This window comes from Glycomyces terrestris (assembly GCF_003933745.1).
Lineage (GTDB): Bacteria > Actinomycetota > Actinomycetes > Mycobacteriales > Micromonosporaceae > Glycomyces > Glycomyces terrestris.
In genome coordinates, this window is sequence record NZ_RSEB01000004.1 from 711,296 (window position 1) to 725,822 (window position 14,527).

Annotated in this window: 11 protein-coding genes; 7 read left to right on the forward strand and 4 right to left on the reverse strand. The window is 74.5% G+C overall.

All coding sequences use genetic code 11. The features are described from left to right. Positions 1-99 precede the first annotated feature (99 nt). On the forward strand, positions 100-1,011 hold the full coding sequence (locus EIW28_RS17340) for a DUF4349 domain-containing protein (RefSeq protein ID WP_158630446.1): 912 nt from the start codon (positions 100-102) through the stop codon (positions 1,009-1,011). A gap of 104 nt (positions 1,012-1,115) precedes the next feature. Next, positions 1,116-2,318, forward strand: coding sequence for a sulfotransferase family protein (locus tag EIW28_RS17345; RefSeq protein ID WP_125248937.1), 1,203 nt, complete (start codon positions 1,116-1,118; stop codon positions 2,316-2,318). Here EIW28_RS17345 and EIW28_RS17350 read toward each other — a convergent pair. Continuing rightward, the gene (locus tag EIW28_RS17350; protein WP_125248938.1) at positions 2,315-3,544 is read right to left on the reverse strand and encodes an ROK family protein; all 1,230 of its coding nucleotides are present in this window, start codon (positions 3,542-3,544) and stop codon (positions 2,315-2,317) included. The genes EIW28_RS17345 and EIW28_RS17350 overlap by 4 nt on opposite strands. 126 nt (positions 3,545-3,670) lie before the next feature. Here EIW28_RS17350 and EIW28_RS17355 point away from each other — a divergent pair, with 126 nt between their 5' ends. Further along, positions 3,671-5,320 (forward strand): glycoside hydrolase family 13 protein, encoded by a 1,650-nt coding sequence (locus EIW28_RS17355; RefSeq protein ID WP_197717336.1) that lies wholly within the window; start codon positions 3,671-3,673, stop codon positions 5,318-5,320. 34 nt (positions 5,321-5,354) lie between these two features. On the opposite strand, the gene EIW28_RS17360 is transcribed toward EIW28_RS17355, so the two are convergent. From EIW28_RS17360 to EIW28_RS24320, 3 genes are all read right to left on the reverse strand, one after another. Then, entirely contained in the window at positions 5,355-6,806 is a 1,452-nt protein-coding gene (locus EIW28_RS17360; RefSeq protein ID WP_125248940.1) for a multicopper oxidase family protein, read from the reverse strand. Next, the gene (locus tag EIW28_RS17365; protein WP_125248941.1) at positions 6,793-7,251 is read right to left on the reverse strand and encodes a hypothetical protein; all 459 of its coding nucleotides are present in this window, start codon (positions 7,249-7,251) and stop codon (positions 6,793-6,795) included. Before EIW28_RS17365 ends, EIW28_RS17360 begins: the two co-directional genes overlap by 14 nt. 130 nt (positions 7,252-7,381) lie before the next feature. Beyond that, the gene (locus EIW28_RS24320) at positions 7,382-9,868 is read right to left on the reverse strand and encodes an Hsp70 family protein (RefSeq protein WP_158630447.1); all 2,487 of its coding nucleotides are present in this window, start codon (positions 9,866-9,868) and stop codon (positions 7,382-7,384) included. An 89-nt stretch (positions 9,869-9,957) separates the two neighbouring features. On the opposite strand from EIW28_RS24320, the gene macS reads away from it, so the two are divergent. From macS to EIW28_RS17400, 4 genes are all read left to right on the forward strand, one after another. Then, complete coding sequence (macS, locus tag EIW28_RS17385; RefSeq protein ID WP_125248942.1) at positions 9,958-11,091, forward strand: MacS family sensor histidine kinase; 1,134 nt, start codon at positions 9,958-9,960, stop codon at positions 11,089-11,091. Then, a complete protein-coding gene (locus EIW28_RS17390) occupies positions 11,066-11,704 on the forward strand; it encodes a response regulator (protein ID WP_125248943.1) in 639 nt (212 codons plus the stop codon). Before macS ends, EIW28_RS17390 begins: the two co-directional genes overlap by 26 nt. A gap of 71 nt (positions 11,705-11,775) precedes the next feature. After that, positions 11,776-13,635 (forward strand): 3-oxoacyl-[acyl-carrier-protein] synthase III C-terminal domain-containing protein, encoded by a 1,860-nt coding sequence (locus EIW28_RS17395; RefSeq protein ID WP_125248944.1) that lies wholly within the window; start codon positions 11,776-11,778, stop codon positions 13,633-13,635. After that, on the forward strand, positions 13,628-14,437 hold the full coding sequence (locus tag EIW28_RS17400) for a DUF6999 family protein (RefSeq protein WP_125248945.1): 810 nt from the start codon (positions 13,628-13,630) through the stop codon (positions 14,435-14,437). The genes EIW28_RS17395 and EIW28_RS17400 overlap by 8 nt, the downstream gene beginning before the upstream one ends. Positions 14,438-14,527: the final 90 nt, after the last annotated feature.

Consider the following 14,527-nt stretch of genomic DNA (forward strand, 5'->3'; position numbering starts at 1 on the left):
CGCGGCGTCGGGAGCATTGGAGGCGGCGGCGGATCCCTGGCCGCCACCTCTCCCCACCCCTTTGCGAGGCAGCATATGCGTGAGTTCAGGATATCCATTGTGGCCGCCGCGGCGGCGCTGCTGCTGTTCGGCTGCGCCGACGCCGGCACTGACGGCGGCGGCTCGCAGGCCGTGCCGGAGGCCGCGGACGAGGGCGCGGTGAACGGGGGCTCGGTCGATGACGGGGCCACCGCCGCGGCCGACCCGCAGTTCGATTCCGGGAACCGCGACGTCATCTATGAGTCGGCGCTCGAGGTGGCCGACCCCGATCCAAACCGGGTCGCGGAGGAGGCGTGGAACCTGGCCGAGTCGCTCGGGGGGTTCGTGGGCGCCGACCAGCGCGATCTGTTCACTGTGGACGGCTCGGTGCAGGGCCGGGCGCACCTGGTGATGCGGATCCCGTCCGAGCGGTTCCAGGAGGCGATGGACGGGCTCACCGCCTTGGCCGAGAGCGAGGTCCACCGGTCGGTGACCACTGAGGACGTCACGGAGGCCGTGGTCGACCTGGAGTCGTACATCGCGACCAAGGGCGCGAGCGTCGCCCGCGTCCGCGAGCTGCTGGCCGAGGCCGACTCGGTGAGCGCGATCCTGGAGCTGGAGACCGAGCTGGCCGAGCGGGAGGGCGAGCTCGCCTCGCTCCAGCAGCAGCTCGCCGACCTCGAGGACCGGGTGGCCCTGTCGACCATCGAGTTCACCGTCGCCGCACCGGAGGTGGAGTCCTCGGTCGAGTCCGGGTACGACGGTCCGGACAGTTTCTGGGACGGGCTCGTGGCCGGGTCCAGGGGTGCGCTCGCGGTCCTGGTCGGGCTGTCGGTGGTGGTGGGCGTGCTCCTGCCGTTCCTGCCGATCGCCGCGCTCGCGGCCGCCGCCGTGGTGGTGCCGCTGCGGTGGCGGGCCCGGCGGCGGGCGGCCGCGTCGCCGGTGTCGCCGCCGCAGGTCGGGGCCCCTGCCGTGCCGCGCGAACGCGTTTGAGGCCCGGGCGGCGGGTGGCCGCCCGCCGCCCGGGGCGGTGTCCGAACGCCACTGTGAGAGACTGGCTCGCGTTCGTTCCGCCGCCCGAGGAGAGGACGTCCCCTATGCGCCGCGTCGCCGGCTGGGTCAAGCCCCTGAACACCGCCATGGCCCCCGCGCTCGCCCGCGCGGTCCGGGACCCGGACGCGACGTTCGAGAGGATCCTGGGGAAGGCCGAGGCCGGCGCGGGCGTCGGCGCGGACATCGACCGCGCGTTCGTCGAGGACTACCGGGCGCTGCTGCACCGGTTCGCGGCGGTCCGCGACCTCTCCTACCTGGGTTGGACCGCGACGTCCTCCGAGTTGCAGATGCGGATGGAGAACCGGCTGCGGATCCGGCGCCTGCACGCCGAGGACCCCCGGATCGGGGCCGAGCCGATCGACCGGCCGATCGTCGTGGTGGGCCTGCCCCGCACCGCGACGACCTTGGCGCACAAGGTGATCGCGGCGCCGGAGGGGAACCGCGCGCCGCTGATGTGGGAGTTCCACCACGCCGACCGGTTCGACGTCGACCCGAAGCTGCGCGAGCGGCGCATCGCGAAGGCGCGCAAGATCTCCGCGGCGGTCAACCTGATCACCCCGATCTGGGAGACGATCCACCCGAGCACCGCCGAGACGCCCGAGGAGTGCGTGCTCGCCCTCCCCCACGGCCTCCAGTGGGGCACCCGGTTCAAGCTCCCCGGCTACCGGGACTGGCTGGCGCAGCACGACTTCGTGCCGGACTACCAGTACCTCAAGGAGTTCCTGCAGGTGCTCCAGGCCGGCGACCGGCCGCGGCGCTGGGTGCTGAAGTCGCCGTTCCACCTGTACAACCTGGACGCGCTCCTCAAGGTCTTCCCCGACGCGCACATCCTGTGGACGCACCGCGACCCGCAGACGGTCATGGGCTCGTGGTGCTCCCTCGTGGAGACCGGGACGGCGCTGTGCAACCGCCGCTACGACACCCGCGAGATCGGGAGCGAGTGGCTGGACTCGCTGTCGTGGATGGTGGAGCAGGGCCGCCTGGCGCGCCTGGGGGTGCCGCCCGAGCGCATGGTCGACGTGTCGTACCACCAGCTCACGGCCGACCCGTACGGGCAGCTGCCGCGCATCTTCGAGCGGCTCGGGCTCACGTGGAGCCCCCGCGAGGAGGGGAACCTCGAGCACGTCCTCGCCCGGCCGGGCATGCGCCGCAACCACGAGTACACGCTCGGGCGGTACGGCCTCGACCCCGAGGCGGTCGACCGGGCGTTCGGCGACTACACCAAGCTCGTCGCCGCGATCCGCTAGGGCCCCAGGGGGTTTCGCGGCGGGACGGGGTCGAGGTCCATCGCGCGGGCGCGCACGATCTCGAGGGCGCGGGTGACCGCGCCGAGGCTGACCACGCCGCCCCCGAGCGTGGAGGCCACCAGCTCGGGCGCGGGCGGGTGCGTGAGCTCGTCGAGGCGCTGCGCGGCCCGTTCGAGGACCGGGTCGAGGGACTCGGCCACCGCGCCGGCCAGGACGATCCGCTCCACGTCGAGCAGGCCGCCGAGGACCGCGCAGATCCGCGCGAGGCGCTCGGCCATGCGCTCGGCCAGCGCGAGCGCGGCGCCGTCCCCGGCCTCGGCGGCGCGCAGGACGAGTTCGGCGCCGAGGCGGTCGGCGGGGGCGGTCATGAGCGGGCTGGCGGGGTCGGCGTCGCCGGCCTCGCGCACCTCGAGCGCCCAGCGGCGCAGGAGGTTCCCGATGCCGTGGGTGGAGCCGACGCCTTCGACGAGGGTGAGCAGGCGCAGTTCGCCGGCGGCGCCGCGGCGGCCGCGCACGAGGTGGCCGTCCACGACGTAGCCGGCGCCGAAGCGCTCGCCGGAGACGAGTGCGATGTAGGAGGAGGCGCCGGCGCCCGCGCCGAGGGCGCCTTCGGCGATGGCGGCGAGGTTGGCGTCGTTCTCGACCTCGGTGAGCCAGCCGCGGGCGCGGAAGTGGGCGGCGTAGCCGGGGTTCATGCGCTCCCAGAAGCGCTGCTCGCCTTCGGGTGAGGCGCCGTCGAGGCCGGTGGGGGCGGGCACGCCGACGGTGATGCAGAGGACGGCCGCGGGCGGGGCGCCGGCGCGGTCGAGGGCGGTCGCGACGGCGGCGTCGGCGGCCGCGAGGCGGGCGGCGGGGTCGGCGCCGTCGGGGTCGGTCTCGGTGCGGGCGCGGGCGAGTTCGCGGCCGCGGAGGTCGGCGGCGATGGCGGTGGTGCAGTGCTGGCCGGCGTCGACGCCGAGGACGACGCCGGCGTCGGCGCGGAGCTCGTAGCGGCGGGCGGGGCGGCCCTTGCGGTACTCGCCGCCGGCGGCGCGGGCGTTGGGGAGCTCGGCGAACCAGCCGCGGTCGACGAGCTCGTCGCAGAGCGCGATCACGGTGGAGCGCGCCAGCCCCGTGGCGGAGATCACGTCGCTGGCGGTGAACGCCGCGGCGTCCCAGGCGCGGTCCAGGACGGCGGCCGCGTTGAGGCGCCGCTGGGGGTGGGTGCGGTCCTCGTGCTCGGTCATGGTCCTTGACACCTCGGCTCGGCGGGTTCAGTATGGAGCGAATTGATTTTCTCTCTGGATTTAATCATGGGAACGTTCGGGTCCGCGCCGCGGGCGCGGCCCGCCACCACCGAAAGGCATCCGAAGATGGCTGCTCCGAACCCGGTCTCACCCGCCGACTGGTGGCGCCAGGCCACCGTCTACCAGATCTACCCCCGCAGCTTCGCCGACGCGAACGGCGACGGCGTCGGCGACCTGCCCGGCATCACCTCGCGCGTCGGCTACCTCGCCGAGCTCGGCGTCGACGCCGTGTGGCTCAGCCCGTTCTACCCGTCCGCGCTCGCCGACGGCGGCTACGACGTGGACGACTACCGCGACGTCGACCCGCGCCTGGGCACCCTCGACGACTTCGACGCGATGGTCGCGGCCCTCCACGGGGCCGGCATCAAGCTCATCGTCGACATCGTCCCCAACCACTCCTCGAACCGCCACGAGTGGTTCCAGGCCGCGCTCGCCGCCCCGAAGGGCTCCCCCGAGCGCGACCGGTACGTGTTCCGCGACGGCCTCGGCGAGGACGGCGAGCTGCCGCCCGCCGACTGGGTCTCGATGTTCGGCGGCCCGGCCTGGACGGCCGTCGGCGACGGCCAGTGGTACCTCCACCTGTTCGCGCCCGAGCAGCCCGACTTCAACTGGCGCAGCGAGGAGGTGCGCGCCGACTTCCTCAAGACGCTGCGGTTCTGGTCCGACCGGGGCGTCGACGGGTTCCGCGTCGACGTCGCCCACGCCCTCGCCAAGGACCTCCCGGCCGACCTGCCCTCGCAGGCCGAGCTCGAGGCCATGGACAAGGCCACGGGCCTGCACCCGCTGTGGGACCGCGACGAGGTCCACGACATCTACGCCGGCTGGCGGCGGGTGTTCAACGAGTACGACCCGCCGCGCATCGCGGTCGCCGAGGCGTGGGTGAACCCGCCCGCGCGCCGGGCCCGCTACGCCAGCGCCGAGGGCCTGGGGCAGGCGTTCAACTTCGACCTGCTCGAAGCCGACTTCGACGCCGGGGCGTTCCGGAGCATCATCACCGACAACCTGGAGCAGGCGGCCGCGTCGGGCTCCTCCACGACGTGGGTGTTCTCCAACCACGACGTGGTGCGCCACGCGACCCGGTACGGCCTGCCGCCCAACGGGGACGAGCCGCGCAAGTACAACCGGGCGTGGCTGCTCTCGCGCGGGACCGAGCCCGAGCTCGACGCCGCGCGGGGCCTGCGCCGGGCGCGGGCCGCGACGCTCCTCATGCTCGCGCTCCCGGGCTGCGCGTACCTGTACCAGGGCGAGGAGCTGGGCCTCGGCGAGGTCGCCGCGATCCCCGACGAGGCGCGGCAGGACCCGACGTTCTTCCGCAGCCCCGGTGTGGACGTCGGCCGCGACGGCTGCCGCGTGCCGCTGCCGTGGACGGTCGAGGGGCCCTCGTTCGGGTTCGGCGCCGGGCCCGCGCACCTGCCGCAGCCGGACTGGTTCGGGAAGCTCTCGGTCGAGGCCGAGGCGGGCGACGAGGGCTCGACCCTGTCGCTGTACCGGGAGGCGCTCGCGCTGCGCCGCGAGCTCCAGACCGACGAGACGCTCGAATGGGTGCGGTACCCGTCCGAGTCGGTGCTGCACTTCCGGCGCGCGAACGGCTGGGAGGCCGTGGCGAACTTCGGCGCCGAGACGCTGCCGCTGCCGGAGGGCCGCGTGCTGCTGGCGAGCGGCCCGTTCGACGCCGGCGAGCTGCCGGGCGAGACCACGGTCTGGCTCCGGCGGTGAGGAACCGGGCGGGGCGCCGCGGCGCCCCGCCCGCCTACTCGAGGTGGTTGCCGTGGTCGCCGCCCACCGTGAACGGCGTCGAGACGCCCTCGTACATCAGGTGGGCCGACAGTCCTTCGAGGACGTGCGACAGGTTGTGGCAGTGGTCCATCCAGATGCCGGGGTTGTCGGCGGTGAAGGCGATCTCGTACTCCTCGTCGTCGGCGACGTTCAGCGAGTCGATCCACCAGGGACTCCCGGTCGCGGCCACGCCGTCGCGCGAGAGGACGAGCGCGTGGTGGCCGTGCAGGTGCATCGGGTGGACCTCGCCGCTGCCGTTGGCGATGCGCATGACCACCAGGTCGCCCTCGGCGACCGTGTACATCGGCACGTCGGGGTACAGGCCGCCGTTCACGGTCCACCACAGGCCCGGCCGGCCGTCGAGGAACCCGGGGCGGCGGCCGATCGCGTACTCGAACACGCGGTCGGCGTCCTCGGCGCTGAGCGCGGGCGCGGGGGGCGCGGTCCCGTAGTGGAGCGGGTCGAGGATCGCCGCCGGGACGGGGCCCGGCTCGTCGGGGGCGTCGCCGAAGAGCAGGTCCGCGCCGCCGAGTCCGACGCGCGCGCCGCCCTCGGGCACGGTGAACTCCAGGTCGGCGCGCCCGCCCGCGGTCACGGTGACCGACACGTCCTCGACCTCCTCCGGGCCCGCGAGGTCGGTGCCGTCGACGGCGGCCAGCCGGAACGGCGCGCCCTCGACCCACGTCTGCATCGGGCCCGCGTCGGTGTTCACCACCCGCACGCGCACCCGGTCGCCCGGGGCGGCCGCGACCGCCGTGTCCTCGTCGAGGCCGTTCACGGTGCGGCCGCCGGGGAAGAGGTGCACCACGGCGAGCGCGTCGACCTCGACCGGGCGCGCCTCGGCGGCCGGGGCGACGACGAGCGCGCCGAACAGGCCGCCGCGCACCTGCTCGTGCGCGACCTGGTGCGAGTGGTACCAGTACGTGCCCGCCCGGTCGGCGTAGAACCGGTACGTGAACTCCTCCCCCACCGCGACCGCGTTCTGGGTGACCCCGGCGACGCCGTCCATGCCGCCCGGCACGTCGACGCCGTGCCAGTGCAGGGTCACGCCGTCGCCGACCGACTCGTTGACCAGGCGCACCTCGACCAGCTGGCCCTGCTCGGCCTCGATCACCGGGCCCGGCGACGAGCCGTTGACGCTGTAGCCCTCGACGCGGCGGCCCGAGGGGAGCGTGAACGGGCCCTGCTCGGCGGTGAGGACGACCGACACGTCCGGTGCGGCGCCGGCGGGCGGGACCAGGGCGTCCACCGGCACGGACACGCCGGCGTGGTGGGCGGGCCCGCCGCCGTGGTCGGCGTAGCCCAGGTCGGTGACCGAGTAGGCGCCCGGGACCAGGCTCGAGGCCCAGAACCAGGCGAGCGGAGCGAGGACCGCCAGGGAGGCGGCCGCGGCGAAGGCGGTGCGGACGCCTCTACGCGTAGGCATCCTGGGCCGCCGACGGCTCGGCCGCCGGTCTCCTCGCGCGCACGCCGGTCCAGACGGCGACGGAGAACAGCACGAGCGCGTTGAGGCCGTGGAGCATGCCGAAGAACGCCGCCTCGTGCCCGAAGATCCCCAGGAAGATCTGGAGCGCCACCAGGGCGGCCACGATGAGCGCGAAGACGACGCCGCGCGGGACCTTCGCGAAGAACGAGGCGATGAGCAGGAGCAGCGCGATCACGGGGATGACCATCATGCCGTTCATGCCGTGGAGCATGAAGCCGACGACCTCGGGGAACGCGAACTCGTCGCTCTCCATGACGGCCTTGTCGAGGACGCCGCCCTCCTGCACCCAGATGCCGAGCCCGGCCACGGCGTACACCATGACGGCGGCCTGGATCGCGACTTCGGCGGCGATGACGAAGGCGAGGATGCGGTAGGTGAGTCTCATGGTGCTGCCCCCAGGGCCTGGACGCGATTCGCTTCTCTGTCCGAATCTACGCCCGATCACGGCCCTGGTCTGGGGTTTCACCGGCCCCGGCCGGTCCGCGGGCGGGCGCGTTCGCGCCCGCCCGCCGCGCCTACTGGAGGGCCCAGATCTGGACGGCGCCGAGCGCGGCGCCGGTGACGGCGACCTTGGTGCCGTCGACCTCGGCGAACACGGCCGACTGGATGAGGTCCTCGCCCTCGTGCGGGGCGAAGATCTCCCCGAACTGCCGCCCGGTGGACAGGTCGAACATGCTCAGGCCCCGGCTGCCGTGCATGACGGCCACGGGCACCCCGTCGACCTCGGTCACGCCGACCGCGGTGACCTCCTGGAGCAGCTCCTGGCCCGCGGTGCCGTACGGCTCCCCCGCGGCGAGGTCCCAGGCCTGGACCGAGCCCTCGGCGGTGACCGTGACGCCGAGGTCCTTCCCGGCCGCGGTGCCGGCCCCGAAGGCGACGACCTCGTAGCTCAACTGGTCGAAGGTGGCGCCGACCGGCTCGCCGGTGGCGAGGTCGGCCACGAACACGCGGTTCTCGTAGGTGCCGACGTGGCGCAGGACGCCGCCGACCGCGGCCATGCCGGTGAGGTCGGCGTACGCGGTCGTGACCGAGCCGATGTCGGCGCCCGTGTAGAGCTGGCGCACCTCGTAGTCGGTGAGGTAGGCGGGCACGCCGTCCCACAGGCCGACCCAGTAGATCGTGTCGTAGCCCGACTCGCGCTCGTTCACGGGCGCGGCGGGGTCGGCGAGGGGCCAGACGGCCTCGGTCGTGCCGTCGCGGCTGAACGCGATCCACTCGCCGTCGTACTCGAACACCGAGAGGTGGTCGATCGGGTTCTGGTGGCCGCGGTACTCGTCGATCTTCTCGCCGGTGGTGAGGTCCCAGATGCGGATGATGGCGTCCTCGCCGGCGGAGACGGCGACCGGGACGGTGCCGATGAACCCCGTGCGGACGGCCGTGACCGCGCCGGTGTGCGCTCCGGCGACGTCGAAGACGAGGTCGCCCTGCTCGGCCTCGGCGAGGGGCACCGGGCCGCTGCCGCCGCCCGCGTCGGAGGCGGCGTCGCCGCCGCCGTCGTCGGAGGACGCGCCCTGGTCCTCCTCGCTGCTGTGCTCGCTCGACGGCTGCCCGTCCTCGGCGAGGTCGGCGGAGCCGTCCTCGCGCAGGTACTGGACGCCGATGAGGAGGGCCAGCGCGACGACCACGGCCGCGGCGCCCGCGCCGACGGTGGTCAGGCCCTGCTTCGTCCTGATCCACGGCGTCGGCGGCGGCGCGGGGTATCCGGGGGCCTGCGGCGGGTACGGGCCGGTCGGCGCGCCGGGCGGGACCATGGCGGGCTGGGTGACCGGGCCGGGCGCGCTCGGGACCGCCTGCGGCGTGCGGGGCGCGGACGGCGGCGGGAGCGGCATCGTCTGGTTCGTCGCGGGCACCGGCGAGGGCGCGGGGGCCGGCGGCGCGGTCTGCGGGGGCAGGGCCGGGCTGGGGACCGAGACGGGGGTGCTGACGGTGTGCTGGGCGACCAGGCCGCCTTCGGAGACGGCGAGTTCGGGCTGCTCGATGGCGGCCGCGGCGATGCCGAGGTCGCGGTGCAGCTGGGTGGCGACCAGGGGCATGCGGCTGGCGGCGCCGACGAGGAAGAGGCCGGCGATCTGCTCGGGGCCGAGCCCGGACTCGCGGACGACGCCCTGGGTGACGCGGATGGTGCGGGCCACGAGCGGGGCGCAGACGCGCTCGACCTCGTCGCGGGTGAGGTGGGCGTCGACGTCGAGGAGGGGGATGGTCAGGTCGGTGGAGGCCGAGCGGGACAGGCGCTCCTTCGCTTGGCGCACCTCCTCCATGAAGGCGGTGCGGTGGCGCAGGTCGGCGGGCTCGGTGGGGGCGGTGAGGCGGGTCCAGCGCTCGTCGCCGGGCTGGACGCTGGCGGCGAGGTGCTCGGCGAGGGCCTGGTCGAAGTCGAGGCCGCCGAGGTCGTCGGCGCCGTCGACGGCGAGGACGTCGAAGCCGGTCGCGCTGCGGCGCAGGACGGTGGCGTCGACGGTGCCGCCGCCGAGGTCGTAGACGACGACGCCGGAGCCGGGCGGGACGTCGGCGCCGAGGGTCTCCACGAAGTAGGACGCGGCGGCGACCGGTTCGGCGACGAGGTCGACCTGGCCGAGGCCGGCGGCCGCGGCGGCGTCGGCGACGACGTGGCGGCGGGTCGGGCCCCAGGCGGCGGGCACGGTGACGGTGACCGGGCCGAGGGCGCCGAGGGTGTGCTCGCACTCGCGGGCGACGCGGGCGAGGACGGCGGCGATCACGCTCGTCACGGGGATCTCGGTGTCGCCCAGGAGGATCGACTCGTCGTCGATGCGGCGCTTCGGGTTGGGCTCGAACCGCTCCGGGCGGCGGCGTCCGGAGTGGACGGCGTCGGCGCCGACGACCGGGCCGCCCTCGTCGTCGATGAACACCGCGCTGGGCAGCTGCGGCGAGCCGTCGAACAGCTGCTGGTGGACCCGGCCGTCGGCGCGCCGGATGGTCGCGACCGTATGGGAGGTGCCGAAGTCGACGCTGATCGCGGCGGGTCGGGGGCTGGAGAAGGACATGCGGTCACTCTAATGACCTGGGGCCAGCGCGAATCCGCTAGGGAACCCTGGAGTCCCCTGCGGCCGGAGGGGGCTGCGAGAATTCCTCAGTGGGGATTCAGACGCAGCTGCGCCGCGCGAACACGGTGTTCCGGTTCGTCGCCCTGGGCTACCCGGTCCTGTTCGGGGCGCTCGCGTTCGACGCGCTCGCGCGCCCCCTGTGGGCGGCGCTGCTGGTGGCGGTGCTGCTCGGCTGGACGTGGCTGGCGACCGAGTGGTACCGGCGGCGCGGGTACGAGGCGGCGGCGCTGTACGCCGACCTCGGGGTGACCGTGGCCGCGGTGGCGGCCTCGGCGTGGGCGCTGGACGCGGGCGGCGAGGTGCCGATCTCGGTGGGGCCGTGGATGGCCGGGGCGGTGCTCGCGTGGGCGGCGGCCTGGGGCCGGCGGTCGGGCGCGATCGCGGGCGCGGTCGTGTCGGTCGCGGGGATGCTCTTCAGGGGCGGCGTGCACTCCAGCACCGTGAACGAGACGGTCCTCCTGGTGCTCACCGGGTTCGCGGCCGGGCACCTGGTGCGGCTGGGGGTCGCGGCGGAGCAGCGGATGCGGGAGGCCGCCGAGCGCAGTGCGGCGGCGCGCGAACGAGAGCGGCTGGCCCGCGACATCCACGACTCGGTGCTCCAGGTGCTGGCGCTGGTGCAGCGGCGCGGCAGCGAGATCGGCGGCGAGGCGGCCGAGCTGGGGCGGCTCGCCGGGCGCCAGGAGGAGGCGCTGCGGGCGCTCGTGCGCTCCGCGTCGTACCGGCGGCCGCTCGACGGGCAGCGGGACCTGCGCGAGCTGCTCGGGCGGCACGAGGGGCCGGAGGTGACCGTGGCGGCGCCGGCGACGCCGGTGCTGCTGCCGGCCGAGACCGCGCGGCAGTTCGCGGCCGCGGTGGCGAGCGCGGTCGACAATGTGCGGGAGCACTGCCCGGAGGCGACCCGGGTGTGGCTGCTGGTCGAGGACGAGGGGGACGCGGTCCAGGTGAGCGTGCGCGACGACGGTCCCGGGTTCGCGCCCGGGCGGCTGGAGGAGGCCGCGGCCGAGGGGCGCCTCGGTGTGGCGCAGTCGATCCGGGGCCGGATCAGGGAGCTGGGCGGCGCGGTCGGGATCGTCTCGGCGCCTGGAGCGGGCACGGAGGTGGAGATGCGGGTGCCGCGGACCGCGGGGGGAGGTGCCGGTGGCGACGCTCGTCGTGGTCGATGACCATCCTATTTGGAGAGAGGCGATCAGCCGGGACCTGACGGGGGCCGGGCACCGGGTGCTCGCCGTGTTCGGGGAGGGCCGGGCCGCGCTGGAGGGCATCCGCTCGCTGCGCCCCGACGTGGCGATCCTCGACCTCCAGCTGCCGGACCTGTCCGGGGTGGCGGTGCTCCAGGGCCTGGGCGAGGACTGCCCGACCGCGGTGCTGGTGCTGTCGGCCAGCGGCGAGTCCTCGGACGTGCTGGAGGCGATCAAGGCCGGGGCGCGCGGCTACCTCGTCAAGTCGGCCTCGCCCGCCGAGCTCGCCGAGGCGGTCGAGCGGGTGGCGGCCGGGGACGCGGTGTTCACGCCCGGCCTGGCCGGCCTCGTCCTCGGCGAGTACCGGCGGCTGGCGAACGCGCCCGAGCCCGAGGAGCGCCCGCGCCTGTCCGACCGCGAGACCGAGGTGCTGCGCCTGGTGGCGAAGGGCCTGGGGTACAAGGAGATCGCCGCCCGGCTGACGCTGTCGCCGCGGACCGTGCAGAACCACGTGCAGCACATCCTCTCCAAGCTCCAGCTGCACAACCGGGCCCAGCTGGTGCGGTACGCGATCGAGCAGGGCATCGACGGGGACTGAGTACTTTCGCCCCCGCGAAATGAGCGATCCAGCCGATGCGCCGCGACGGCGGCATGGGGCTGAATGGAGGCATGAACGCCTTCATCACCGCCGCCGGGGCGTACCTCCCCGGGGACCCGGTCGGCAACGACGAGATCGCCGCGCGCCTCGGCGGCGTGGACGCGCGCGGGGACCGGCTGCGCCGGCGCATCCTCGCCGCCAACGGGATCGCCAAGCGCCACTACGCGCTCGACGAGCGCGGCCGCACCACCGAGCTGAACGAGGAGCTCGCCGCGGCCGCCCTGAAGTCCATGCTGGACGACCGCGGGCTGGCCCCCGCCGACCTCGACATGCTCGCCACCGCGACCACCCAGGGCGACCTCCTCGTCCCCGGATTCGCGTCGATGGTCCACGGCCGCATCGGCGGCGGGCCGATGCAGCTGCTGTCCGCCGCGGGGGTGTGCGCCTCCAGCCTCGCGGCCCTCGACGCCGCCGTCGCGAAGGTCCGCCTCGGCGACCGGGAGCGCGCCGCCGTCGTCGGCAGCGAACTCGCGTCGCGGTGGCTGCGGGCCTCCCGGTTCAACGGCGCGCCCGCGAAGGGCGGCGGGGGCGGCGACACCGACGCGCACTTCCTGCGGTGGATGCTCTCGGACGGGGCCGGGTCGGTCCTGGTCGAGTCCCGGCCGCGCGCCGACCGGCCCTCCCTGCGCGTGGACTGGGTCCGCACCGTCTCGCTCGCGCACGAGCACGAGGTGTGCATGCGCGCCGGCACCGCCGACGCCGGCACCCCCGCCGCCGGGCGCACCTGGCAGGACATGGGCAGCGCCGCCGCGGCCGAGCAGGCCGGGATGATGCTGCTGCGCCAGGACACCTCGGCGCTCGGCGCGCTCGCCGAAGCGGGCCTGAAGGAGTTCGCGTCCCTCGCGCGGCAGGGGCTCATCGATCTCAAGCGCCTCGACCACGTCCTGTGCCACTACTCGACGAACGCGTTCCGCGACATCGTCTTCGACCAGCTCGCCGCCACCGGCGCGCAGATCGACACCGGCCGCTGGTTCTCGAACCTGGAGACGCGCGGGAACACCGGGGCCGCCTCGATCTTCATCGCCCTCGAGGAGTGCTGGCGGACCGGGCGGTTCGAGCCGGGCCAGACCGTGCTCCTCGCCGTCCCCGAGTCGGGCCGGTTCTCCTTCGGGTTCGCGCACCTGACGTGCGTGGCGCCCGAAGCGGCGCAACCGGTCCAGGTCCAGGTGCCGGAGCGGGCGGCCGCGCCCGTCCACGAGCCGGTCCCGACCTCGGACGGGAACGTGTTCGCGCGCCTCGACGCGGTGTGGGAGGACTTCGAGCGGCGCCTCGACGCCGTCCCGGTCCTGCGCCGCCTCCACGCCGGGGAGTCCACACTGGAGGACTACCTGCGGCTGCTGTTCAACCTGCGCCAGCAGGTCGCCGACGGGGCCCGGTGGATCTCCCGCGCCGCCTCGAACTTCTCGGTCGACCTGTTCGACCTGCGCAGCGCCGCCATCGGGCACGCCGCCGAGGAGCACCGCGACTTCATGATGATCGAGCGCGACTACGCCGCCTGCGGCGGCTCGATCGAGGCGATCCGCGCGGGCCGCAAGAACATCGGGTCCGAGGCGCTCTCGGCGTACATGTTCCACGCCGCCTCGCAGCCCGACCCGATCGGGCTGCTCGGGGCCATGTTCGTCATCGAGGGCCTCGGCACCGGCAAGGCCGCCGCCTGGGCCGCGCAGTTCAAGGAGCAGCTCGGCCTGCGCGACGACCAGGTGAGCTTCCTGGCCTACCACGGGGAGGCCGACGACGACCACTTCGCGAAGCTCCAGGCGATCCTCGCCTCCCCGCGCGTCGACGCCGCCGCGGCCGACGCGATCGTCTCCACCGCGAAGGTGGTGGCGCGCCTGTACGCGCTCCAGCTCGAAGAACTCGACAATGTCTGACCTCGCCGGGCCGCCGCTGTGGGACGCGGTCACCGCCGACCCGTCCCTCGCGCTCGACCGCGAGACGGCCCTGAAGATCGCCGCCGACCAGCGCCGCTGGACCCGCACCTGGCTGTACCCGCTCGCGCGGCCGGTCTCGCGGGTCCTGGCGCTGGTCATCGTGGCGCTCAAGCGGATCACGCCGGTGCGCTGGACCGCGCACCGGCTCATGGACGCGCTCTGCATCTGGTTCCTGCGCCGCTTCGTGTCCCCGCTCGCGGTCGAACTCCTCATCCGCCACTTCGTGATCGAGACGAACCTGCTCAACTTCATCGTGCGCAACACCGACACCGCGATCGAACCGGTCGCGCTGCGGCCCACCGACCTCGCCGGGCTCGGCGACAACGCCGTCATCGAGCACGACGTCAACGTGTACGTGGTGCTCGCCGGGCTCGGACCCGTCTCGCGGCGCGAGCGCATCGACTACTCCGGGCTCGACATCCCCGAGCTCGACCCCGAGCCCGAGCGGTTCCGCCTGGCGCACTTGGACATCCAGACCGCGCTGTGCCTCATGAACCTGCCGTTCGCCGCGTGCCTGACACCCGAGGAGTACCGCCGTGCCGTCCACTCGATGCGATTCGACGACTCGATCCTGGCGATCCTCGCCGAGATCACCGGCGACCCGACGTTCCTGCGGTGGTGCAGCGGCGACCTGTCGGTGCGGGTCGACTCCAACACGGACGTGCCGCACGCGGTGTACCGCCATGCCGTGATCTGCGAGTACGCCCACGAGCACCTGCGCCGGGCGGCGGCGCGGGCCTGAAGGCCGCGCGTCGGGAAAACCGAGTGCGCCCGGCGGGCCGGGTCCGGGCGGCCTGGACGGTTGCGTCCCACCGACGTCAAGAACCCGTCA